Source organism: Pantoea sp. sgz302252, assembly GCF_047713085.1.
In the GTDB taxonomy this organism is placed as follows: domain Bacteria; phylum Pseudomonadota; class Gammaproteobacteria; order Enterobacterales; family Enterobacteriaceae; genus Scandinavium.
Map to the genome: position 1 here is coordinate 1 of NZ_JBLFJW010000005.1, position 23,186 is coordinate 23,186.

Sequence of the window (23,186 nt, forward strand, 5' to 3'; positions counted from 1 at the left end):
CGGCACGTGTGGGAAGAGGCCAGGGAGAAGGCGGATGAACTGCGGCTGACGACATGGGGCAAAAAGGTGTACGCGCGACGCAAGGAGACGGTGGAGCGCAGCTTCGCGGATGCGAAACAGCACCACGGTCACCGGTATGCGCGGTATCGTGGGTTGCGGAAGGTACAGATACAGTGCTGGCTTGCAGCGACAGCGCAGAATATGAAGAAGATGGCGCTGCTGGCGCTTCTTTACTGGCTTTTTTGGGTGTTAAAGGCCGCTTATGAGGGATATGTGAGGCCGGAAAGGTCGGGTGAGCGCGAAAACAGAGGGATGAGAAAAAATATCGCGATCGCGACCTGCGGTCGCTCATAAAACAGAACCCCACGAAAAACGCGGGGTTCGTCAGCAGTCTGAAACCCTTCTCTTTCGAGAAGGGTTTTAGTGTTTGCTCCCTCTCCCCGTGGGAGAGGGCTGGGGAGAGGGCATCAGACCGCAACGAACTTAACTCTGCGCCCCAATCTCACGCAAAGGACGGCCTTTCATCAGGTTGCGTTCGATATGCTCCAGCGATACGTGTTTGGTTTCCGGCACCAGCCACAGGGTCAGGACGATGAAGAACAGGTTCAGCGCGCCGTACACCCAGAAGGTATTGGCGTTGCCGAGCGAGTTCAGCATGGTCAGGAAGGTCGCCCCGACAATCATGTTGGCAATCCAGTTAGTGGCAGTGGAGCAGGTGATACCAAAATCGCGGCCTTTCAGCGGCTGAATTTCAGAGCACAGTACCCAAATCAGCGGACCGGCACTCATCGCAAAGCCGACAATGAACATCAGCAGCATGGCGACAGCGAAGTACTGAGCAGAAGGCGAGTGGATGCCGTTGTGCATCATCGTACCCAACACGCCCATGCCGACGGCCATGACCAGGAAGCCCAGCACCAGCGTTGGCTTACGGCCCCAGCGGTCTACCAGTCCAATCGCAATAAAGGTCGCCAGCACGTTGGTCAGACCGACAATCACGGTGCCCCACATTTGCTCGGTAGTATTGGCATAACCCGCCAGTTCGAAGATTTTTGGCGCGTAATACATGATGACGTTCATCCCGGTGAACTGTTGCATGACCTGCAACAGTACGCCCAGGAACACCGCGCGGCGGAAGTTGCTGTTCTCTTTAAACAGCGCCCAGCCAGACTGTTTCACCTTCAGGCTTTCGCGAATTTCTTCCAGCTCGTTCTTCGCTTCTGCACTGGTATCACGCAGGCGCTGAAGGACGCGCTCGGCATCATTGAAACGACGTTTAGCGGCATACCAGCGTGGGCTGTCTGGCAGGAAAAACACGCCAATCAGCAACAGAACGGCTGGAATGATGATGACACCCAGCATCCAGCGCCATGCGCCGCTGTAGCTGAAGGCGGTATCTGACAGGTAAGCTGCGAGGATCCCGATGGTTATCATCAACTGGTACATCGAAATCATGCTGCCACGGATTTTCTCCGGGGCTATCTCAGACAGATAAAGCGGAGCCGTATAAGAAGCAACGCCGACAGCGAGACCCAACAGCACGCGGGAGACCAGCAGCACTTCTACGTTAGGTGCGGCAGCAGAGCACAGCGAACCAGCAACGAACAGGATTGCGCCGATCATCAGGCTTTTTTTGCGGCCAAGGCGGTAGGAGAGCCAACCACTCCCGACGGCACCGACGGCGGCACCAAACATCATCGAGCTGACGACCCATTCCTGGGTGTGTGAGTCAATCTGGAAATCATGGGCGATGAACGGCAATGCGCCGGCAATCACGCCAATATCAAGGCCGAAGAGTAATCCCGCCAGGGCGGCAAGAAAACAGACAAAAAACGTCATTGCCTTGTTGGAATACCCCTGTTTTTTATTGTCAGGCATGATGCCCTCCGTTTGAATTATTGATCTCGTCAATGTAAAGGGTAGGTTAGGCAACCGTAAAAAGATGTGAGATAAATCACATTGGTGTAATCGGTTACACTAGTGTCAGGTTATGTAATTGTAATAATTCATTATTAATCAAATAGATGATAGTGGTTCAGTGCAGGGGAAATGACGGATTTTGAGACTTACCTGAAATGTGATGTAACAGCAGAACAATGCGGTTCATGCAAAGCGAAAAATCTTAAAGTTAGCCTGTGAATGTCAGTGTAAGCGGTTTCATTGCTGTGCCCGACGGCGCTTGCGCGGGCCTACAAAATTCAGTGTAGGTCGGGTAAGCGTAGCGCCACCCGGCAAAAAGAGGCGTGCAGAAAAGCAAAAGGCCAGCACAAGGCTGGCCTTTGAAGGGCAAAACGCAGCGGCTTATTACAGGCCAGCCGCTTCGCGCAGCAGAGCGGCTTTGTCGGTTTTTTCCCAAGGGAAAGATTCACGACCAAAGTGACCGTATGCCGCGGTGTCTTTGTAGATTGGGTGCAGCAGATCCAGCATCTGAATCAGACCGTAAGGACGCAGGTCGAAGAACTCGCGTACCAGCAGGGTCAGCTGTTCGGTAGAGACTTTCTCAGTACCGAAGGTTTCAACCATGATAGACGTGGGTTCTGCCACGCCGATAGCGTAGGAAACCTGGATTTCACAACGGTCAGCCAGGCCCGCTGCAACGATGTTTTTCGCCACATAACGTGCCGCGTACGCTGCAGAACGGTCAACTTTAGACGGATCTTTACCGGAGAACGCACCGCCACCGTGACGAGCCATGCCGCCGTAGGTATCGACGATGATTTTACGGCCGGTCAGACCGCAGTCGCCCATTGGGCCACCGATAACGAAACGACCCGTCGGGTTGATGAAGAATTTGGTCGCGCTGTTCAGCCACTCGGTTGGCAGCACAGGCTTAATGATTTCTTCCATCACTGCTTCTTGCAGGGATTTCTGATCGATATCTTCAGAATGCTGGGTGGACAGAACCACGGCATCAATGCCGACGATTTTGCCATCGTCATACTGGAAGGTGACCTGGCTTTTCGCATCCGGACGCAGCCATGGCAGAGCGCCGTTTTTACGCACTTCAGCCTGGCGCTGGACCAGGCGGTGAGCGTAGGTGATTGGCGCTGGCATCAGCACGTCAGTTTCGTTAGTGGCATAGCCGAACATCAGGCCCTGGTCGCCCGCTCCCTGCTCCAGTGGATCAGCACGGTCAACGCCCTGGTTGATATCCGGAGATTGTTTGCCGATAGCACTCAGCACCGCGCAGGAGTTGGCATCAAAGCCCATATCAGAATGCACATAGCCAATTTCACGGACCGTGCTACGGGTGATCTCTTCGATATCCACCCACGCGCTGGTGGTGATTTCACCGCCAACGAGAACCATACCGGTCTTAACGTAAGTTTCGCACGCGACACGCGCCTTGGGATCCTGTTCGAGGATCGCATCAAGCACGGCATCAGAGATTTGGTCAGCAATTTTGTCAGGATGCCCTTCAGATACGGACTCGGACGTAAAGAGGTGTTTTGCCATGTTTTATATCACCTGGAAAGAATAAGGTTTCTCAAACTGTTGTAAATAAAGTCTCTGATAGACGATTCGACCAAAGGCTGCAGGTAAACACACAAACAGTCTGGGTGTTAATCAGTATAGATGGATTAACATCTGGATGGCTATTTTAGGTCAGAGTTTCGCCCGATTTCCAGTTTTTTTTGAGGAACCTCTCATACGGTTGCTTGCACAGCTGGAAATTTTTCCTGACAGCGGTGGAAGAGTGCACATTTTTATTTTGCTTTTTACCCCGCTTCCCGGTATAAAACGCCGCGCGCGGCTCACTCAAAAAGCGCACGAGGTTTCCTTTCGTGTCGCCACTTCCAGCCGGGTTAAGCAGTGTTTTTTTACACAGAATAGTTTGGCTTAGGCTTGTCGCTGGCTCAGATGGGTTGGCGTGGAGGTGATACGACATAATGAACCATCGTTTTTTGCAGACTCAGTCATGCCACTCTGGCGTGCGTTTAACCCCATCACATTCTCTTTCTTCGATACCTACCTGCCGAAGTTATTGCCATTCGGGCACATCTCAGGACTCCAGAGCCGGTCAGGCGCTGTGATACTGGGACTTGGGCGCTCCTTTAGTTAGGGGTTTTCTCGTGGTTTCTCCGCTGGTGCTACACACCTCGGGTCTATGTTTTACACTGATATGAACAAGAAACCGGTCGCGCAGGCGAACGCTCAGCATTCTCTGCTGGTGCGCAAGGCTGTTTATGGGTTGTTATCGCTTAGTAACATTGCGATAGTAGTCAACTGTTTTACACTTTCGACAACATTTGAGGTTCGCTATGTCTGACGACATGTCTTTATTCTCCCCTTCGTCAGCCGGCGAACAGGGTGTACTACGTTCCATGCAGGAGGTGGCAATGAGCTCTCAGGAAGCCAGCAAGATGCTGCGTACATACAACATTGCCTGGTGGGGCAATAACTACTACGACGTCAATGAGCTGGGTCATATCAGCGTTTGCCCGGATCCCGATGTGCCTGATGCGCGCGTGGATCTCGCCAAGCTGGTCAAAGCTCGTGAAGCGCAAGGACAGCGACTGCCTGCATTATTCTGCTTCCCGCAGATCCTGCAACATCGTCTGCGTTCGATTAACGCCGCCTTTAAACGTGCGCGTGAATCCTACGGCTACAACGGTGACTATTTCCTGGTGTACCCGATTAAGGTGAACCAGCATCGCCGTGTCATTGAATCCCTTATCCATTCCGGCGAACCGCTGGGTCTCGAAGCAGGCTCCAAAGCGGAGCTGATGGCGGTACTCGCGCATGCTGGCATGACCCGCAGCGTTATCGTCTGTAATGGCTACAAAGACCGCGAGTATATTCGCCTGGCGCTGATCGGCGAGAAGATGGGCCACAAGGTCTATCTGGTCATCGAAAAGATGTCTGAAATCGCTATCGTGCTGGAAGAAGCTGAGCGCCTGAATGTGGTGCCACGCCTTGGTGTGCGTGCGCGTCTGGCTTCTCAGGGTTCCGGTAAATGGCAGTCTTCCGGCGGCGAAAAATCGAAATTCGGTCTGGCGGCGAGCCAGGTGCTTCAACTGGTGGAAATCATGCGTGAGCATGGTCGTCTGGACAGCATCCAGTTGCTGCACTTCCATCTCGGTTCGCAGATGGCCAACATTCGTGATATCGCCACCGGCGTGCGCGAGTCGGCCCGTTTCTACGTTGAGTTGCATAAACTGGGCGTGAACATTCAGTGCTTCGATGTGGGCGGCGGCCTGGGCGTGGATTATGAAGGCACCCGTTCGCAGTCTGATTGCTCTGTGAACTACGGCCTGAATGAGTATGCCAACAACATTATCTGGGCGATTGGCGATGCCTGTGAAGAGAACGGCCTGCCGCACCCAACGGTCATCACCGAGTCCGGGCGTGCAGTGACTGCACACCACACCGTGCTGGTTTCCAACATCATCGGTGTTGAGCGCAACGAATACACCGAAGCTACCGCGCCTGCAGAAGATGCCCAGCGTGCGCTGCAAAGCATGTGGGAAACCTGGCAAGAGATGCACGAACCAGGTGGACGCCGTTCACTGCGTGAATGGCTGCACGATAGCCAGATGGATCTGCATGATATTCATGTGGGTTACTCCTCCGGCACCTTTAGCCTGCAGGAGCGTGCCTGGGCCGAGCAGCTGTATCTGAACATGTGCCATGAAGTGCAGAAACAGCTCGACCCAAGCAACCGTGCGCATCGCCCAATCATTGATGAATTGCAGGAGCGCATGGCGGACAAAATGTACGTCAACTTCTCCCTGTTCCAGTCAATGCCGGATGCGTGGGGTATCGACCAGCTGTTCCCGGTGCTGCCGCTTGAAGGGCTGAACCATGCGCCAGAACGTCGCGCGGTGCTGCTGGATATCACCTGTGACTCTGACGGTGCTATCGATCATTACGTTGACGGCGACGGTATCGCCACCACCATGCCAATGCCAGAGTACGATCCAGAGAACCCGCCAATGCTGGGCTTCTTTATGGTCGGTGCGTATCAGGAAATTTTGGGCAACATGCACAACCTGTTCGGTGATACCGAAGCGGTTGACGTGTTTGTCTTCCCTGACGGCAGCGTGGAAGTGGAACTTTCCGACGAAGGTGACACCGTGGCGGATATGCTGGAGTACGTTCAGCTTGACCCGAAAAAACTGCTGACTCAGTTCCGCGATCAGGTCAAACAAACCGATCTCGACGATGCGCTGCAACAGCAGTTCCTCGAAGAGTTCGAAGCGGGTTTGTACGGGTACACGTATCTGGAAGACGAGTAACGAGTTGGGGGAAGTGGGTGCCCATCGTTCCCCCTCTCCCTAACCCTCTCCCTCAGGGAGAGGGGACTGATCCGAGCCGATTTGATTTTCTCCCTCGCCTTGCGGGAGAGGGCATCCGTCAAAGCCAACGCTGGATGCTTGACCCGATTAAAATTTTGGCGATAATCGCCCTAACAAGCAGTACACACGAATCGATCCCTTCCTCGTCGGGCCTAACGACGCGGAAGGGATTTTTTTTCATCTGTCATAAATTACCGACGGTATAAGAGGTCATCTTTATGAGCACTTTAGGTCATCAGTACGACAACTCGCTGGTATCGAACGCCTTTGGTTTCCTGCGTCTGCCGCTGAACTTCCAGCCTTACGACAGCGATGCTGACTGGGTTATTACCGGTGTCCCGTTTGATGCGGCTACTTCTGGTCGTGCGGGCGGTCGTCATGGTCCTGCGGCTATCCGTCAGGTGTCGACCAACCTGGCGTGGGAGCACAACCGCTTCCCGTGGGATTTCGACATGCGTGAGCGTCTGAACGTGGTCGATTGTGGTGACCTGGTGTATGCCTTTGGCGATGCGCGTGAAATGAGCGAAAAGCTGCAAGCTCACGCGGAAAAACTGCTGGCTGCCGGTAAGCGCATGCTCTCTTTCGGCGGTGACCACTTCGTCACGCTGCCCCTGCTGCGCGCGCACGCAAAACACTTCGGCAAAATGGCGCTGGTGCATTTCGATGCGCACACCGACACCTATGCAAACGGCTGCGAATTTGACCACGGCACCATGTTCTTCACCGCGCCGAAAGAAGGCCTGATCGACCCGAACCATTCTGTACAGATTGGTATCCGTACCGAGTTCGACAAAGACAACGGCTTTACCGTGCTGGATGCTGCACAGGTAAACGATCGTGGCGTTGACGATATTCTGGCGCAGGTGAAGAAGATTGTTGGCGATATGCCGGTGTATCTGACCTTCGATATCGACTGTCTGGACCCTGCGTTTGCACCGGGTACCGGTACGCCGGTTATCGGCGGCCTGACCTCCGATCGTGCAATTAAACTGGTGCGTGGTCTGAAAGACCTGAACATCGTGGGGATGGACGTCGTGGAAGTTGCACCAGCTTACGATCAGTCTGAAATCACTGCTCTGGCAGCGGCAACGCTGGCTCTGGAAATGCTGTACATCCAGGCAGCGAAGAAGGGCGAGTAAGAGAATAAATGCCGGGCGGCACGTTGTTTGCCCGGCCTACAGTTTCTGCTCGCTCTTGTAGGCCGGGTCAGGCGATAGCCGCCACCCGGCCTCTTTTATTTGATACCGTCCGCCTTCATACGATCGCGAATGTGCTGAGCACGTTCCTCTGAAGCCGGATGATCGTCAAACATCGAGCTTTGACGGCCCGCTTCCAGCTTCGCTAGCTTCTCAAAACTGGTCACCAGCCCTGACGGGTTGATCCCGCGTTTACGCAGCAGATCGTAAGAGTAATCGTCCGCTTCGGATTCCTGACGCTGGGAGAACTGCGCGTTCACCAGTTTTTCGCCTAAATCGCCAAGCTGAGATTGTGACAGGCTGCCGACAATGCCGCCTGCAGAGGCCGCAGCGACGCGCACGGCGTTAGCGCCAAGCTGAACCTGCATGCCTTTCTTCACATGACCCAGCGCAACGTGGCCCATTTCGTGGCCGATAACCGCTTCGACTTCGTTGTCGGTCATGATGTCCATCAGGCCGCTATAAACACGAATACAGCCGTTGGCCATCGCAAAGGCGTTGATGTCTTTGGTGACGTACACCTTATAGTTCACGGCCTGGCCGTTAATGTTGTCGCCAAGTGCGGAAGCAATTTTCGTCAGGCGTTTGGCGTAATCGCTGCCGGAAGGGGCGATAGTGGCTTTGCTGTCCATGTCCTGACAGGCTTTATCGCTGAGGGCGACGACCTGAGCGTCGCTGATGGTGTAGGCCTGAAAAACTTCAGCCCCGGAGCTCATCAGCCCGTTTGAATCCATATTCTGACAGCCAGTCAGAGCGCTTGCCATCCCAAAGGCCAACACCACAGAGTGCAGTTTCATCATCAATTTTCCGTAATAGGTGCGTCGTCATTGTCTGAATTTTCTTACCCGCCTGAACGGCAGATCTCAGACGAAGTATAAAGAAAATAAAGATAACGGCGCGAGAAGATTGCGCAACCGTTGAACACATTCCAGAGATTTCCCAGGCACCGCGCGGATGCTCCATGTACATGGCTTGCCGCTTGGGTTACATTGTTCACACTTTTTTCCGGCGTAGCCTAAAACGCGCTGTAGTCAAGCGTCTGGCATGGCCTTCAACAGTCCGATCTGGAGTCAAAATGTCCTCACGTAAAGAGCTTGCTAATGCTATTCGTGCGCTGAGCATGGACGCAGTACAGAAAGCCAAATCCGGTCACCCGGGTGCCCCGATGGGTATGGCTGACATTGCCGAAGTCCTGTGGCGTGATTTCCTGAACCACAACCCGCAGAACCCTTCCTGGGCCGATCGTGACCGCTTCGTGCTGTCCAACGGTCACGGCTCTATGCTGATTTATAGCCTGTTGCACCTCACTGGCTACGATCTGCCAATGGAAGAGCTGAAAAACTTCCGCCAGCTGCATTCCAAAACGCCTGGCCACCCGGAAGTGGGTTACACCGCTGGTGTTGAAACCACCACCGGTCCGCTGGGTCAGGGCATTGCAAACGCTGTGGGCATGGCTATCGCTGAAAAAACGCTGGCTGCGCAGTTCAACCGTCCTGGCCACGATATCGTTGACCACTTCACCTACGCCTTTATGGGCGACGGCTGCATGATGGAAGGTATCTCCCACGAAGTGTGCTCCCTGGCGGGTACCCTGAAGCTGGGCAAACTGGTTGCGTTCTATGACGACAACGGGATCTCCATCGACGGTCACGTTGAAGGTTGGTTCACCGATGACACTGCCAGGCGTTTCGAAGCTTACGGCTGGCACGTCGTTCGTGGCGTTGACGGTCACGACGCAGACGCTATCAAACGTGCAGTAGAAGAAGCACGTAAAGTTACCGACAAACCTTCTCTGCTGATGTGCAAAACCATCATCGGTTTCGGTTCCCCGAACAAAGCCGGTACCCACGACTCTCACGGTGCACCACTGGGCGACGCTGAAATCGCACTGACCCGCGAGCAGCTGGGCTGGAAATACGCGCCATTCGAAATCCCATCTGAAATTTATGCTCAGTGGGACGCGAAAGAAGCAGGCCAGGCGAAAGAATCCGCATGGAACGAGAAATTCGCTGCTTACGCGAAAGCCTTCCCACAGGAAGCGGCAGAATTCACCCGTCGTATGAACGGGGATATGCCTTCTGATTTCGACGCGAAGGCGAACGAGTTCATCGCTAAGCTGCAGGCTAATCCGTCCAAAATCGCCAGCCGTAAAGCTTCTCAGAATGCTATCGAAGCGTTCGGTCCTTGGCTTCCAGAATTCCTCGGCGGTTCTGCTGACCTGGCGCCCTCTAACCTGACCCTGTGGTCTGGTTCTAAAGCGATCAACGAAGACACTGCCGGTAACTACATCCATTACGGTGTACGTGAATTCGGTATGACGGCCATCGCGAACGGTATTTCTCTGCACGGTGGTTTCCTGCCGTACACCTCAACCTTCCTGATGTTCGTTGAATACGCGCGTAACGCCGTGCGTATGGCTGCGCTGATGAAGCAGCGTCAGGTTCTGGTTTATACCCACGACTCTATCGGTCTGGGCGAAGATGGCCCGACTCACCAGCCGGTTGAGCAGGTTGCCTCTCTGCGTGTGACCCCGAACATGAGCACATGGCGTCCATGTGACCAGGTAGAATCCGCGGTAGCGTGGAAATACGGTGTAGAGCGTAAAGACGGTCCAACCGCGCTTATCCTCTCCCGTCAGAACCTGGCCCAGCAGGATCGTACCGAGAAGCAGCTGGCAGACATCGCTCGCGGTGGCTACGTGCTGAAAGACTGTGCGGGTCAGCCGCAGGTTATCTTCATCGCGACCGGTTCTGAAGTTGAACTGGCAGTGGCGGCGTGGGATCAGCTCTCTGCAGAAGGCGTTAAAGCGCGCGTAGTGTCCATGCCGTCTACCGACGCGTTCGACAAGCAGGATGCCGCTTACCGTGAATCCGTACTGCCGAAAGCGGTTTCTGCTCGCGTTGCGGTAGAAGCCGGTATCGCAGACTACTGGTTCAAATACGTCGGCCTGAACGGCGCGATCGTTGGCATGACTTCCTTCGGTGAGTCCGCACCAGCAGAGCTGCTGTTCGAAGAGTTCGGCTTCACCGTCGCGAACGTAGTCGCGAAGGCAAAAGAACTGCTGTAATCGAGATTGTGCCCGGCGGCGCATAGCTTGCCGGGCCTACAAAATCGATGCATTCGTAGGCCGGGTAAGCGTAAGCGCCACCCGGCTTTTTTATGAGTGAGATCACTAATGAAGATAATGACAATATGACAAATGTGATTCAATTCACAACTATCAATACCATGTTTTTACTGTATTTGTGTATGCGATCACGTTTAACATATTGATTTATTTTTTATTGGTCATAACTCTTTGATTAGTATGTTCGTGAAATGATTTCACAGAAAGCCCTCTTAAATTCCCCCTCGATTGCTTTCACCTGCTGCCCGGCGTATTTTTATTTCAACACATTCAGTGTCTGAAAATAAAATGCGAGGATGCGTATGCGGCTAATTAATTTTTTCCCTGAAAGTGCGATTGCCATAAAAAAATCGGCGCAAGACTGGCAAGATGCGATTGATCATTGCATGGCACCATTGCTAAAGAATAATTATATCAATGAACAATACATACAGGCTATCAAAGAGTCGACGATAACCAATGGTCCTTATTATATTCTTGCTCCGGGTGTCGCAATGCCACACGCCAGACCTGAATGTGGCGCCTTAAAAACAGGGCTGTCATTACTGCTTCTTGAAAATGAAGTGGAGTGGGATAAAAACAATGACCCGATTAAATTGGTCATCGGGTTATCGGCGGCAGATGCTAATTCACACATCGATGCGATTCAGGCGTTAAGCGAGTTATTATCTGAGGATGACGCATTACAGTCATTACTGGCGGCACAAACAGAAAAACAACTCACTGATATTCTCGCGCTCGCATAACTCTCTTTTCCTTTTACAGGATCTTATTATGGAAAATACGTCAGCTCGGGCCAGGGTCCAGGCATTTGGGGGCTTTTTGACCGCAATGGTGATTCCCAATATCGGCGCGTTTATTGCCTGGGGGTTTATTACTGCACTTTTTATTCCTACCGGCTGGTTGCCCAATGAGCATTTCGCCAAAATCGTCGGGCCCATGATCACCTATTTATTGCCGGTGATGATTGGTTCCACTGGCGGGCATCTGGTGGGCGGCAAACGCGGGGCGGTGATGGGCGGCATTGGCACCATCGGCGTGATTGTCGGCGCAGATATTCCGATGTTTTTGGGCTCGATGATCATGGGGCCGCTCGGTGGGCTGATCATTAAGTACATCGACAAGGCGCTTGATAAAAGGATCCCGGCTGGGTTTGAGATGGTGATCAACAACTTCTCTCTCGGTATCGCGGGCATGCTGCTTTGCCTGCTCGGTTTTGAAATCGTTGGCCCCGCAGTGCTTATCGGCAATAACTTCGTGAAGGAGTGCATTGAAGCGCTGGTGCGTACGGGCTATTTGCCGCTGCTGTCAGTGATTAATGAACCGGCGAAAATCCTGTTTCTTAACAACGCTATCGATCAGGGCGTGTACTATCCGCTGGGCATGCAGCAGGCGTCGGTAGACGGGAAATCGATTTTCTTTATGGTGGCTTCGAATCCTGGCCCGGGTCTGGGGCTGCTGCTGGCTTTCTCCATTTTTGGTAAAGGCATGAGCAAGCGTTCCGCCCCAGGCGCGATGATCATCCATTTCCTCGGCGGGATCCACGAACTCTATTTCCCTTACGTGCTGATGAAACCGCTGACATTGGTTGCGATGATAGCGGGCGGCATGTCCGGCACCTGGGTGTTCAATATGCTGGGCGGTGGGTTGGTGGCAGGCCCGAGTCCTGGCTCTATCTTTGCCTATCTGGCGCTCACGCCAAAAGGGGCATTCCTGGCGACGATTGCAGGCGTCACAATGGGGGCGGTGGTGAGTTTTGTCGTGACCTCACTGATCCTGAAGATGGAAAAAAATGTTGCTGTGGAAGATGAGTTTGCCGAGTCAGCGAAAGCGGTGAAAACCATGAAACAGCAGGGCGCATTTTCACTTAAAGGCGTACAAAGTATCGCCTTCGTTTGTGATGCCGGAATGGGCTCCAGCGCCATGGGCGCGACAACGTTTCGCAAGCGGCTGGAAAAAAATAACCTGACCATTAACGTCAAACATTACGCCATCGAAAATGTGCCCGATGACGCCGATATTATTGTGACCCATTCCAGCCTGGAGGGGCGGGTTAAGTTGGTGACGAATAAACCTTTGGTGTTAATCAATAATTATATTGGTGACCCTAAGCTTGATACGTTATTTAAACAACTGACTGCCGAATAACGGCATAAACGGAAGCTAATCGATGAAAACGAAAGTCGCCGCCATTTATGGCAAGCAGGATATCCGTATTCGCGAATTTGAATTGCCCGCCATTACGGATAATGAGTTACTGGTCAGTGTCATTTCTGATAGCGTCTGTTTATCGACATGGAAAGCCGCGTTGCTGGCAAGCGATCATAAGCGTGTTCCTGACGATCTGGAAAATCATCCTGTTATTACCGGGCATGAATGCGCTGGCATTATTGTAGAAGTCGGCAAGAATCTCACCGGACACTATAAAAAAGGGCAGCATTTTGTGTTGCAACCCGCAATGGGATTACCGTCGGGGTATTCCGCTGGCTATAGCTATGAATATTTCGGTGGTAATGCCACTTATATGATTATTCCTGAAATTGCCGTTAATCTGGGTTGCGTGTTGCCTTATCACGGCGACTATTTTGCGGCAGCATCTTTAGCCGAGCCCCTGTGCTGCATCATTGGCGCTTATAAAGCGAATTATCACACCACGCCTTATGTCTATGAGCATCGCATGGGGATTAAACCTGGAGGCAACCTGGCGCTGCTGGCTTGTGCCGGGCCAATGGGAATAGGGGCGATCGATTATGCTCTGAACGGCGATATTCATCCTTCGCGCATCGTGGTGGTGGATATCGATGACGCTCGTCTGGCGCAGGCTGAAAAATTACTGCCTGTGGAACAAGCTGCGGCGAAAGGGATTGAGCTGATTTACGTCAACACTTCCGGGCAGGAAAACCCTGTTCAGGTATTGCGGGAGCTGACAGGCGGCCTGGGTTACGACGATGTCTTTGTGTATGCCGCCGTCCCTGCCGTAGTCGAAATGGCGGACGAACTGCTGGCCGAAGATGGCTGCCTGAACTTCTTTGCCGGGCCGACGGACAGCAACTTTAAGGTGCCGTTTAATTTCTACAACGTGCATTACAACCGTACCCATGTGGTCGGTACCTCCGGCGGTTCCACCGACGATATGAAGGAGGCGATTGCGCTCAGTGCGACGGGGCAATTACAGCCCTCCTTTATGGTGACGCATATTGGTGGTCTGGATGCCGTGCCGGAAACCGTGCTGAACCTGCCGCACATACCCGGCGGTAAAAAGCTCATTTATAACGGGGTGACCATGCCATTGACGGCCATCGCTGATTTTGCTGAAAAGGGCAAAACTGACCCGCTTTTTAAAGCCCTCGCTGAACGGGTGGCAGAAACACACGGCATCTGGAATGCCCAGGCAGAACGCTATCTGTTGGCCCACTTTGGTGTCGATACCGGGGAGGCCGTGTGATGGAGTCTCTGGCGTGGCCCTTATTTCGCGTGACGGAACAGGCCGCCTTAGCCGCCTGGCCTGAAACCGGATGTGGAGACAAAAACAAAATCGACGGGCTGGCGGTGAGTGCGATGCGCACCGCCCTTAACAACCTCGCCATTCAGGGCAAGATCGTGATCGGCGAAGGTGAAATCGATCATGCCCCGATGCTGTGGATCGGCGAAAAAGTGGGGTCGGGGAGTGGGCCGCGGATCGATATCGCCGTTGATCCGATTGAAGGCACGCGCATGGTCGCCATGGGGCAGAGCAATGCTTTGGCGGTCATGGCCTTCGCGCCCGCCGGCAGTCTGTTGCACGCACCGGATATGTATATGAAGAAGCTGGTGGTCAATCGCCAGGCGAAAGGGGCTATCGATCTGCACCTCTCGTTGACGGATAACTTGCGCAACGTCGCTCAGGCGCTGGGCAAGCCGATAGAAAAGCTGCGCGTGGTAACGCTTGATAAGCCACGAATGCAGCCTGCTATCAACGAAGCTACGCAACTGGGGGCGAAAGTGTTCGTGCTCCCGGACGGTGACGTAGCCGCGAGCGTGCTGACCTGCTTAGCGGAAAACAGTTATGACCTGATGTTCACCATTGGCGGTGCGCCGGAAGGCGTTATCTCTGCTTGTGCGGTGAAAGCGTTGGGCGGTGATATGCAGGCAGAGCTTATCGATTATTGTGAAGCGAAGGGCGATAAACCGGAACACCGACAAATAGCAGAAGACGAGCGTCGGCGCTGTGCGCAAATGGCGGTTGAGGTGAACCATGTCTATCGACTGGATGAAATGGTGAGTCAACAGGACGTCCTTTTTTCCGCAACGGGCGTCACGGGGGGTGAGCTGCTACAGGGGATTCAACAAGCGGCGAACGGCGTGCGTACGCAAACATTGCTTATCGGCGGCGCAGACCGAACGTGTAATATTATAGATTCCCTGCACGCCTGGTGATTTATCGAGAGACTCATGACGATGCTTTCCGAGGATGACGTACTTGAGCAACTGGACGCTCAGGAAGACTTATTGGCCTACATGACGGCAGTGAATACCCTGCTGTTGCAGGCCATTAAGCGCTTTCTGCCGTCGTTATTCGTCAACAACGATGAAGAGATCGTGGAATATGCAGTGAAGCCGTTACTCGCTCAAAGCGGGCCACTGGATGACATTGATGTTGCTCTGCGTCTGATTTACGCGCTGGGGAAAATGGATAAATGGCTGTATGCCGATATCACGCATTTCTCTCAGTTTTATCAGTACCTGAAAGAGCAGAACGCGATCCCGAGTTTTACCGACGATATCACCTGGGATTTCATCATCAACCTGAACAGCATCACCCAAAATGCCACGCTTTATGGTGCACTTAAATCGATGAAATTTGCTGATTTTGCCGCCTGGTCTGAAGTGCGTTTTACCTCAATGGTTAAAACGTCGCTGGCGTTAGCGGTCACGGCGATTATCAAGGAACTCAATACGTGAATATTGATCTCATCATCAATGGGTTAACGGTGAATGCGCATTTTCGCGATGATGAAATTGAGCAGTTACATAAACCGTTGCTCAAGCGGCTGGGCACGCTGCATGCAGCCTCGTCTCATCAGCGTACGGTGGTTTTCCTTTGCGCACCTCCGGGGACAGGCAAATCAACGTTAACCACATTCTGGCAGTGGTTGGCTGCGCAGGATCCTGAGTTACCGGCGCTGCAAACGCTGCCGATGGACGGGTTTCACCACTACAACATCTGGCTGGAAGCTCAGCAGTTGCGCCATGCGAAAGGTGCACCAGAAACCTTTGATGTAACGAAACTGGCCCGGAATTTACGCCAGATTAGAGAAGGCGACGGAGACTGGCCGCAGTACGATCGCAAAAAGCACGATCCTGTCGAAAACGCGATTGCTGTCACCGCGCCGATAGTGATTGTCGAAGGAAACTGGCTGTTGCTGGACGATGAACGCTGGGCTGGGCTGATGCCTTTCTGCGATTTTTCTTTGTTTATCAATGCGCCAGAATCTGCACTACGACAGCGATTGATAGGTCGCAAGCGGGCAGGGGGATTATCACAAACGGAGGCTGAGGCTTTTTACCAGCAAACCGATGGCCCAAATGTCGGGCGGGTCCTGACGCAAAGCCGCCCTGCCGACCTGACGTTAGTCATGTCCACTACGGGCGAATACAGTTTGGGCCAGGACGAATAGTGGCCGACAGTAGCGATGATTAATTACGCTGATTTGGAATAATTGGACGCGATGCGTCGCATGAAAGTGTGACGCAGGTCATATAGAAAGCTTCTCTCCCTGGACAAGCGTTCCTTTTATTCCGCGTTTCGCTTATTCTAGCTGAAGCGTTTCAGTCGATTAAATGTTCGACAAATAATCAATCAGTCGCAGTTTGTGACAGCAGGGATTCCCTTCCGGGTGAGGCTGGACTACGCTTTCAGCCACTCAATATCAGGGAATGCCTTGCAGGAGACTTATGACCGTACGCGTAGCGATTAATGGCTTCGGTCGCATTGGACGTAACGTGGTTCGTGCTTTATATGAATCCGGGCGTCGTGCGGAAATCACCGTGGTGGCAATCAACGAACTGGCGGATGCTGCGGGCATCGCGCACTTGTTGAAATATGACACCAGCCATGGACGCTTTGCCTGGGATGTACGCCAGGAGCGGGAACAGTTATTTGTCGGCGAAGATGCCATCCGTTTACTGCATGAGCCTGCCGTTGAGCCATTGCCGTGGCGTGAACTGGGTGTTGACGTAGTGCTGGACTGCACAGGCGTCTATGGCACGCGAGCCGACGGGGAAGCCCATCTTGCCGCAGGTGCTAAGAAAGTGCTCTTTTCACATCCTGGTAGCAATGACCTCGACGCCACGGTGGTTTACGGCGTCAATCACCACGAATTGATGTCTGACCACCGCATTGTCTCCAACGCCTCCTGCACGACGAACTGCATTATTCCTGTCATTAAACTGCTTGATGATGCCTGGGGCATCGAATCCGGTACGGTCACGACCATCCACTCGGCGATGCACGATCAGCAGGTGATCGACGCGTATCATCCGGACTTACGTCGCACCCGTGCGGCCAGCCAGTCGATCATTCCGGTCGACACTAAACTGGCGGCAGGTATCACCCGAATTTTCCCGCAGTTTAATGACCGTTTTGAAGCGATTGCGGTGCGAGTCCCGACGATTAACGTCACCGCCATCGATCTGAGCGTTACCGTGAAGAATCCGGTAAAAGCCTGTGAAGTCAACCTGTTGCTGCAAAAAGCGGCACAGGGAGCATTTCATGGTATAGTTGACTATACGGAATTACCGTTGGTCTCAATCGATTTTAACCACGATCCGCACAGTGCCATTGTTGACGGCACGCAGACGCGGGTCAGTGGTGCGCATCTGATCAAAACGCTGGTCTGGTGTGATAATGAATGGGGTTTCGCTAACAGAATGCTCGACACAACGTTAGCGATGGCCGCTACAGGTTTCAGGTAAGGCGCGTGTGCGTCTGCAAAACTTTAGAATCAACGAGAGGATTCACCATGTCTGTAATTAAGATGACCGATCTGAGTCTGGCTGGTAAACGCGTTTTCATCCGTGCCGATCTGAACGTGCCAGTAAAAGACGGTAAAGTCACCAGCGATGCGCGTATTCGTGCTTCCCTGCCAACCATCGAACTGGCGCTGAAACAGGGCGCGAAAGTGATGGTAACGTCCCACCTGGGTCGTCCGACCGAAGGTGAGTACAACGAAGAATTCTCTCTGCTGCCTGTTGTTAACTATCTGAAAGACAAACTGTCTAACCCAGTTCGTCTGGTAAAAGATTACCTGGATGGCGTTGAAGTGGCGGCCGGTGAGCTGGTGGTTCTGGAAAACGTTCGCTTCAACAAAGGCGAGAAAAAAGACGACGAAGCGCTGTCCAAAAAATACGCCGCACTGTGCGACGTGTTCGTAATGGATGCTTTCGGTACTGCACACCGCGCGCAGGCTTCTACCCACGGTATCGGCAAATTCGCTGATGTTGCTTGTGCAGGCCCGCTGCTGGCTGCTGAGCTGGATGCCCTGGGCAAAGCGCTGGGTAACCCAGCTCGTCCGATGGTGGCTATCGTGGGGGGTTCTAAAGTTTCTACCAAACTGACCGTTCTGGATTCCCTGTCTAAAATCGCTGACCAGTTGATCGTTGGTGGTGGTATCGCCAACACCTTCGTTGCCGCTCAAGGCCACAACGTCGGTAAATCCCTGTACGAAGCGGACCTGGTTGACGAAGCAAAACGTCTGCTGACCACTTGCGATATTCCAGTTCCAACAGACGTTCGCGTTGCGACTGAGTTCTCTGAAACTGCTGCGGCAACCCTGAAATCTGTTAACGACATCAAAGATGAAGAGCAGATTCTGGACCTCGGTGACGTGTCTGCACAGAAACTGGCTGACATCCTGAAAAACGCTAAAACTATTCTGTGGAATGGTCCGGTTGGCGTATTCGAATTCCCGAACTTCCGCAAAGGCACTGAAATCGTAGCGAATGCTATCGCAGACAGCGAAGCGTTCTCTATCGCAGGCGGCGGTGACACTCTGGCAGCTATCGACCTGTTCGGTATCGCAGACAAAATTTCCTACATCTCCACTGGCGGTGGCGCATTCCTCGAATTCGTGGAAGGTAAAGTCCTGCCGGCAGTAGCGATGCTCGAAGAGCGCGCGAAGAAGTAAGGCAATTTAGGGTTAGCGAAGGCTAACCCCATTTTCAGCGTGCTTAAGGCTCGCACCTCTTTTTTTTCGGCCGAAGATACAGGACTACGTAATATGTCTAAAATTTTTGATTTCGTAAAACCGGGCGTCATCACAGGTGACGACGTACAGAAAGTTTTCCAGGTAGCTAAAGAAAACAACTTCGCTCTGCCAGCAGTAAACTGTGTGGGCACCGACTCCATCAACGCCGTTCTCGAAACCGCTGCGAAAGTTAAAGCGCCAGTTATCGTTCAGTTCTCTAACGGTGGTGCTGCTTTCATCGCCGGTAAAGGCGTGAAAACCGACGTTCCTCAGGGCGCGGCAATCCTGGGCGCAATCTCTGGTGCGCACCACGTTCATCAGATGGCTGAGCACTACGGTGTTCCGGTTATCCTGCACACTGACCACTGCGCGAAGAAACTGCTGCCGTGGATCGACGGTCTGCTGGATGCGGGTGAAAAACACTTCGCGGCTACCGGTAAGCCACTGTTCTCTTCTCACATGATTGACCTGTCTGAAGAGTCTCTGGAAGAGAACATCGAAATCTGCTCCAAATACCTGGCGCGCATGTCCAAAATCGGCATGACCCTGGAAATCGAACTGGGTTGCACCGGTGGTGAAGAAGACGGTGTGGACAACAGCCACATGGACGCTTCTGCCCTGTACACTCAGCCAGAAGACGTTGACTACGCTTACACCAAACTGAACGCTATCAGCCCACGTTTCACCATCGCGGCTTCTTTCGGTAACGTACACGGTGTTTACAAGCCAGGTAACGTGGTTCTGACCCCGACCATCCTGCGTGATTCTCAGGACTATGTTTCCAAGAAACACAACCTGCCGCACAACAGCCTGAACTTCGTCTTCCACGGCGGCTCCGGTTCTTCTGCTCAGGAAATCAAAGACTCCGTAAGCTACGGCGTAGTGAAAATGAACATCGATACCGACACCCAATGGGCAACCTGGGACGGTATCCTGCAATACTACAAAACCAACGAAGCTTACCTGCAGGGCCAGCTGGGCAACCCGAAAGGCGAAGACCAGCCAAACAAGAAATACTACGATCCGCGCGTATGGCTGCGTTCAGCACAGGCTTCCATGATCACGCGTCTGGAGCAGGCATTCAAAGAACTGAACGCGGTTGACGTTCTGTAATTTTTGCCTTTCGTTTTTTGCCCTAAGCCCGCTAAATAGCGGGCTTCAGATTGCTGACAAAGAAGGAAAAAGCGTGGTTTTTCCTTCTTTGTGGTGAGCAGCCGAAAATCAATGAATTGATTTTCCTTATTTTTTGTTCGGTCGCTAATGACAAAACTGCACTCGTTAGAGGTTTGTCATCAGTCTCAAGCCCGCTAAATAGCGGGCTTTTTTATTGTTTTATCAACATCATAAATTTGTCTCATTCTGTGATCACCTTGGCATTACAGACGATTCTTGTTTAACCTTAACAGACTGCCTTTTTGCAGAGTCGTCGAGTTTTGTGTTCCCTTTTGGGTTGCTATAAGGATTATCAGATGGAAGATTTGAATGTTGTCGACAGTATTAATCATGCTGGTTCGTGGCTGGTGCGCAATCAGGCGCTGCTGCTGAGCTATGCGGTGAATATCGTCGCCGCGATCGCCATTATTATCGTCGGGATGATTGTTGCCCGACTGGTATCCAATGCTGTAAACCGTGTGATGCGCGCCCGGCAGATTGATGCCACCGTGGCTGACTTCCTTTCCGCGATGCTGCGTTACGCCATTATCGCTTTCACGCTGATTGCCGCTCTGGGGCGCGTCGGTGTACAAACGGCTTCCGTTATCGCCGTTCTGGGTGCCGCAGGTTTAGCGGTGGGTTTAGCGTTACAGGGCTCGCTGTCCAATCTGGCGGCAGGCGTGCTGCTGGTGATGTTCCGTCCGTTCCGTGCCGGAGAATATGTAGATTTGGGCGGAGTGGCAGGCACGGTGCTCAACGTGCAGATTTTCTCCACCACCATGCGCACCGTGGACGGCAAAATCGTGGTTATCCCGAACGGGAAGATCATCGCCGGGAATATCATCAACTTTTCCCGTGAGCCGGTTCGCCGCAATGAGTTCATCATTGGCGTGGCGTACGACTCCGACATCGATAAGGTTAAACAGCTGCTGACCAACATCATTCAGTCAGATGAACGCATCATCAAAGATCGCGAAATGACGGTGCGCCTGAATGAACTTGGGCCATCCGCCATGAATTTTGTTGTCCGCACCTGGAGCAAAAGCAGCGACCTGCAAAACGTCTACTGGGATGTGCTGGAGCGCGTCAAACGCGACTTTGACGCCAACGGCATCAGCTTCCCGTTCCCACAGATGGATGTGAACTTCAAACGGGCGAAAGACCAGGCCGAGGCCGCGTAGTCTTACTTTTGACTTGCCCGTCGGCGGCACTTCGCTTGCCTGGCCTACACTTTCCCGTAGGTCCGATAAGCGAAGCGCCATCGGGCAAAAAATCAGGTTAGTTACTGCACCTGGTCGAGAAGCGCAGCAACTGCTTTCACTGTGCCCTCTGCATTTTCAACGCCTTTCGCTTTCTGCTTTGCCACCCAGTCGGCCTGAACAGCCTGATAGCGGCTCACACTTTGCCAGCTCTCCAGCGTCTGGTTATCGAGAAAACGAGCGTGGGCACCCTGCTGGTTCAGGGTATTGACCATCATGTTCAGGCTGTTATCCAACGTGATCCCAAGCGTTTTCTCTGTGCGAACAGCCGCCCGTCGAATCGCATCTTTATCTTCCTGTGCCAGGCTCTCCCAGCGCTGTTTGTTCATCGCCAGCAAATAAACATGCCCAAGCCAGAGGCGTGGCGAAACACCGATCTCTTTTGCGGCTTGCCAGGCTTTAATGTCATCACCGCTGTCCAGATTCACCAACAGTCCGCTGAGTTTGCCTTCGCGCAGCGCGTCGGTTATCTGTGCATTCCATGGCATTTTGACGACTTTAGCCCCTGCATTTTCCAGATACGCCTGATGCCAGAAGCTGGCAGTACGCCAGGTCGTCCCGGAGAGTTTGTCATAACGCAGGTGAGGATCTGTTGCGAAGAACGCCGCTGGGTAACCAAGGAAGAACTGTAAATTGACCAGATTGTTCGCTGCTAACTCTGCCGGGAACTGCGGGAGTTCGTTAAAGACGCGATGGAAGAAGGCGACCTGTTTTTCACCTTTATCCGGCCCCAGCGGGAAACTTTTGAAAATTTGATGCAGTGGCAGCTGGTCTGCGGTGTATTCCGGGACCACGATCCCCATATCCGCCTTTTGCCCCTCGCTGATGGTTTTGAGTGCGTCATAACTGATGGCAAGTTCACCATTCCAGTGATCTTCTACTCGTAGGCGGCCATGTGATTCCTGCTCGATTGCCGCAAAGAAAACATCTTTAATTACACGGGTTCGCATATTGCTGAGGGCTTCATGATCGGTATAGCGCAGAACTGTTTCAGCCTGAGTGTGCTGCATCATCATAAGCAGGGCGAGAGAAAGACTCAGCAATAAAGTTTTGGTGAGGGTCATGGTCAGTCCTTGAGCATGTGAGTGAAAAGCAATCAGTTGCAGTATAACCCACAGTCAGTGCATGAATATGCAAAATTAGCGATCGCTGACATTATTAGTATGCCTAATAAGGTATTAAAATTATCCATTTCCTCTAATGCCCTGCCCGCGCTATAGTCTCGCCATCGACAAGAATTTCAGAGAAATTAATCATGTTATCTTATTATTTTCAGGGGCTTGCCCTTGGTGCAGCCATGATCCTGCCGCTTGGGCCACAGAACGCTTTTGTGATGAATCAGGGCATCCGACGTCAGTATCACATCATGATTGCCTTTCTCTGTGCCCTCAGTGATTTGCTCTTAATATGCGCAGGTATCTTTGGCGGAAGCGCCCTGTTGATGCAGTCAGAATGGTTAATGGCGGGCGTCACCTGGGGCGGCGTAGCATTTTTACTGTGGTACGGATTTGGGGCCCTGAAAACGGCAATGGGCAGTAATCTGGAACTGGCCAGTGCGGAAGTGATGAAGCAGGGGCGCTGGAAAATCATCGCCACGATGCTGGCGGTGACGTGGCTTAATCCCCATGTCTATCTTGATACGTTTGTGGTGCTGGGAAGTCTGGGCGGGCAGCTGGATGTGGAGCCGAAGCGCTGGTTTGCATTGGGCACGGTCAGCGCCTCGTTTTTATGGTTCTTTGGCCTGGCTTTGTTGGCCGCCTGGCTAGCCCCACGCCTGCGCACGGCTCGGGCGCAACGCATCATTAATTTACTGGTTGGCCTGGTGATGTGGTTTATCGCTTTTCAGTTGGCAAAAGAAGGGATCTCCCATGTTCACGCCTTGTTCAACTAAGCCATGTCTTATGGACATTTAGTCCTCAGAAGCTAAG

General features: G+C 52.9%; 20 protein-coding genes. 16 read left to right on the forward strand and 4 right to left on the reverse strand.

Annotated features, from left to right (window positions below; translation table 11 throughout):
- A partial coding sequence (locus tag ACLW56_RS05195) for a transposase (protein WP_330982744.1) occupies positions 1 to 354 on the forward strand: 354 nt, incomplete at its 5' end.
- A 129-nt stretch (positions 355 to 483) separates the two neighbouring features.
- Here the strand turns inward: ACLW56_RS05195 and ACLW56_RS05200 are convergent.
- Entirely contained in the window at positions 484 to 1,878 is a 1,395-nt protein-coding gene (locus ACLW56_RS05200; RefSeq protein WP_330982745.1) for a sugar porter family MFS transporter, read from the reverse strand.
- 426 nt (positions 1,879 to 2,304) lie between these two features.
- On the reverse strand, positions 2,305 to 3,456 hold the full coding sequence (metK, locus tag ACLW56_RS05205; protein ID WP_330982746.1) for a methionine adenosyltransferase: 1,152 nt from the start codon (positions 3,454 to 3,456) through the stop codon (positions 2,305 to 2,307).
- A gap of 667 nt (positions 3,457 to 4,123) precedes the next feature.
- Between metK and yqgB the strand changes: the two genes are divergently transcribed.
- The 3 genes from yqgB to speB all read left to right on the forward strand — a co-directional run bounded on the left by yqgB (position 4,124) and on the right by speB (position 7,438).
- Complete coding sequence (gene yqgB / locus ACLW56_RS05210) at positions 4,124 to 4,270, forward strand: acid stress response protein YqgB (RefSeq protein ID WP_330982747.1); 147 nt, start codon at positions 4,124 to 4,126, stop codon at positions 4,268 to 4,270.
- Complete coding sequence (speA, locus tag ACLW56_RS05215; protein WP_330982748.1) at positions 4,263 to 6,239, forward strand: biosynthetic arginine decarboxylase; 1,977 nt, start codon at positions 4,263 to 4,265, stop codon at positions 6,237 to 6,239. Before yqgB ends, speA begins: the two co-directional genes overlap by 8 nt.
- A gap of 278 nt (positions 6,240 to 6,517) precedes the next feature.
- A complete protein-coding gene (gene speB / locus ACLW56_RS05220) occupies positions 6,518 to 7,438 on the forward strand; it encodes an agmatinase (RefSeq protein ID WP_330982749.1) in 921 nt (306 codons plus the stop codon).
- A gap of 95 nt (positions 7,439 to 7,533) precedes the next feature.
- On the opposite strand, the gene ACLW56_RS05225 is transcribed toward speB, so the two are convergent.
- Positions 7,534 to 8,292, reverse strand: a complete 759-nt coding sequence (locus ACLW56_RS05225; protein WP_330982750.1) for a M48 family metallopeptidase — start codon at positions 8,290 to 8,292, stop codon at positions 7,534 to 7,536.
- Positions 8,293 to 8,570: 278 nt separating this feature from the next.
- Here ACLW56_RS05225 and tkt point away from each other — a divergent pair, with 278 nt between their 5' ends.
- The 11 genes from tkt to ACLW56_RS05280 all read left to right on the forward strand — a co-directional run bounded on the left by tkt (position 8,571) and on the right by ACLW56_RS05280 (position 21,180).
- Entirely contained in the window at positions 8,571 to 10,562 is a 1,992-nt protein-coding gene (gene tkt / locus ACLW56_RS05230; protein ID WP_330982751.1) for a transketolase, read from the forward strand.
- 362 nt (positions 10,563 to 10,924) lie between these two features.
- Complete coding sequence (gene cmtB / locus ACLW56_RS05235) at positions 10,925 to 11,368, forward strand: PTS mannitol transporter subunit IIA (RefSeq protein WP_330982752.1); 444 nt, start codon at positions 10,925 to 10,927, stop codon at positions 11,366 to 11,368.
- A 28-nt stretch (positions 11,369 to 11,396) separates the two neighbouring features.
- On the forward strand, positions 11,397 to 12,770 hold the full coding sequence (locus tag ACLW56_RS05240; RefSeq protein WP_330982753.1) for a PTS mannitol transporter subunit IICB: 1,374 nt from the start codon (positions 11,397 to 11,399) through the stop codon (positions 12,768 to 12,770).
- A gap of 22 nt (positions 12,771 to 12,792) precedes the next feature.
- A complete protein-coding gene (locus tag ACLW56_RS05245; protein ID WP_330982754.1) occupies positions 12,793 to 14,067 on the forward strand; it encodes a zinc-binding dehydrogenase in 1,275 nt (424 codons plus the stop codon).
- On the forward strand, positions 14,067 to 15,038 hold the full coding sequence (gene glpX / locus ACLW56_RS05250) for a class II fructose-bisphosphatase (protein WP_330982908.1): 972 nt from the start codon (positions 14,067 to 14,069) through the stop codon (positions 15,036 to 15,038). The genes ACLW56_RS05245 and glpX overlap by 1 nt, the downstream gene beginning before the upstream one ends.
- 15 nt (positions 15,039 to 15,053) lie before the next feature.
- Positions 15,054 to 15,563, forward strand: a complete 510-nt coding sequence (locus tag ACLW56_RS05255) for an MltR family transcriptional regulator (protein WP_330982755.1) — start codon at positions 15,054 to 15,056, stop codon at positions 15,561 to 15,563.
- Positions 15,560 to 16,279 carry a nucleoside/nucleotide kinase family protein gene (locus tag ACLW56_RS05260; RefSeq protein WP_330982756.1) on the forward strand — a complete coding sequence of 240 codons (720 nt, stop codon included), beginning with the start codon at positions 15,560 to 15,562 and terminating at the stop codon, positions 16,277 to 16,279. Before ACLW56_RS05255 ends, ACLW56_RS05260 begins: the two co-directional genes overlap by 4 nt.
- A 277-nt stretch (positions 16,280 to 16,556) precedes the next feature.
- Complete coding sequence (epd, locus tag ACLW56_RS05265; protein WP_330982757.1) at positions 16,557 to 17,576, forward strand: erythrose-4-phosphate dehydrogenase; 1,020 nt, start codon at positions 16,557 to 16,559, stop codon at positions 17,574 to 17,576.
- A gap of 47 nt (positions 17,577 to 17,623) precedes the next feature.
- Positions 17,624 to 18,787, forward strand: coding sequence for a phosphoglycerate kinase (pgk, locus tag ACLW56_RS05270; RefSeq protein ID WP_330982758.1), 1,164 nt, complete (start codon positions 17,624 to 17,626; stop codon positions 18,785 to 18,787).
- A gap of 93 nt (positions 18,788 to 18,880) precedes the next feature.
- A complete protein-coding gene (gene fbaA, locus ACLW56_RS05275; protein WP_330982759.1) occupies positions 18,881 to 19,960 on the forward strand; it encodes a class II fructose-bisphosphate aldolase in 1,080 nt (359 codons plus the stop codon).
- Positions 19,961 to 20,316: 356 nt separating this feature from the next.
- On the forward strand, positions 20,317 to 21,180 hold the full coding sequence (locus tag ACLW56_RS05280) for a small-conductance mechanosensitive channel MscS (RefSeq protein WP_330982760.1): 864 nt from the start codon (positions 20,317 to 20,319) through the stop codon (positions 21,178 to 21,180).
- A 101-nt stretch (positions 21,181 to 21,281) separates the two neighbouring features.
- On the opposite strand, the gene ACLW56_RS05285 is transcribed toward ACLW56_RS05280, so the two are convergent.
- Positions 21,282 to 22,322, reverse strand: coding sequence for an ABC transporter substrate-binding protein (locus ACLW56_RS05285; protein ID WP_330982761.1), 1,041 nt, complete (start codon positions 22,320 to 22,322; stop codon positions 21,282 to 21,284).
- 191 nt (positions 22,323 to 22,513) lie between these two features.
- On the opposite strand from ACLW56_RS05285, the gene argO reads away from it, so the two are divergent.
- Positions 22,514 to 23,149: an arginine exporter ArgO gene (gene argO / locus ACLW56_RS05290; protein ID WP_330982762.1), complete on the forward strand. Its 636-nt coding sequence runs from the start codon at positions 22,514 to 22,516 to the stop codon at positions 23,147 to 23,149.
- Positions 23,150 to 23,186 lie beyond the last annotated feature (37 nt).

Bases quoted from the DNA above. Each gene is read 5' to 3' on its own strand.
- ACLW56_RS05200 (WP_330982745.1), bottom strand. From the start codon at position 1,878: ATGCCTGACAATAAAAAACAGGGGTATTCCAACAAGGCAATGACGTTT.
- metK (WP_330982746.1), bottom strand. From the start codon at position 3,456: ATGGCAAAACACCTCTTTACGTCCGAGTCCGTATCTGAAGGGCATCCT.
- yqgB (WP_330982747.1), top strand. From the start codon at position 4,124: ATGAACAAGAAACCGGTCGCGCAGGCGAACGCTCAGCATTCTCTGCTG.
- speA (WP_330982748.1), top strand. From the start codon at position 4,263: ATGTCTGACGACATGTCTTTATTCTCCCCTTCGTCAGCCGGCGAACAG.
- speB (WP_330982749.1), top strand. From the start codon at position 6,518: ATGAGCACTTTAGGTCATCAGTACGACAACTCGCTGGTATCGAACGCC.
- ACLW56_RS05225 (WP_330982750.1), bottom strand. From the start codon at position 8,292: ATGAAACTGCACTCTGTGGTGTTGGCCTTTGGGATGGCAAGCGCTCTG.
- tkt (WP_330982751.1), top strand. From the start codon at position 8,571: ATGTCCTCACGTAAAGAGCTTGCTAATGCTATTCGTGCGCTGAGCATG.
- cmtB (WP_330982752.1), top strand. From the start codon at position 10,925: ATGCGGCTAATTAATTTTTTCCCTGAAAGTGCGATTGCCATAAAAAAA.
- ACLW56_RS05240 (WP_330982753.1), top strand. From the start codon at position 11,397: ATGGAAAATACGTCAGCTCGGGCCAGGGTCCAGGCATTTGGGGGCTTT.
- ACLW56_RS05245 (WP_330982754.1), top strand. From the start codon at position 12,793: ATGAAAACGAAAGTCGCCGCCATTTATGGCAAGCAGGATATCCGTATT.
- glpX (WP_330982908.1), top strand. From the start codon at position 14,067: ATGGAGTCTCTGGCGTGGCCCTTATTTCGCGTGACGGAACAGGCCGCC.
- ACLW56_RS05255 (WP_330982755.1), top strand. From the start codon at position 15,054: ATGACGATGCTTTCCGAGGATGACGTACTTGAGCAACTGGACGCTCAG.
- epd (WP_330982757.1), top strand. From the start codon at position 16,557: ATGACCGTACGCGTAGCGATTAATGGCTTCGGTCGCATTGGACGTAAC.
- pgk (WP_330982758.1), top strand. From the start codon at position 17,624: ATGTCTGTAATTAAGATGACCGATCTGAGTCTGGCTGGTAAACGCGTT.
- fbaA (WP_330982759.1), top strand. From the start codon at position 18,881: ATGTCTAAAATTTTTGATTTCGTAAAACCGGGCGTCATCACAGGTGAC.
- ACLW56_RS05280 (WP_330982760.1), top strand. From the start codon at position 20,317: ATGGAAGATTTGAATGTTGTCGACAGTATTAATCATGCTGGTTCGTGG.
- ACLW56_RS05285 (WP_330982761.1), bottom strand. From the start codon at position 22,322: ATGACCCTCACCAAAACTTTATTGCTGAGTCTTTCTCTCGCCCTGCTT.
- argO (WP_330982762.1), top strand. From the start codon at position 22,514: ATGTTATCTTATTATTTTCAGGGGCTTGCCCTTGGTGCAGCCATGATC.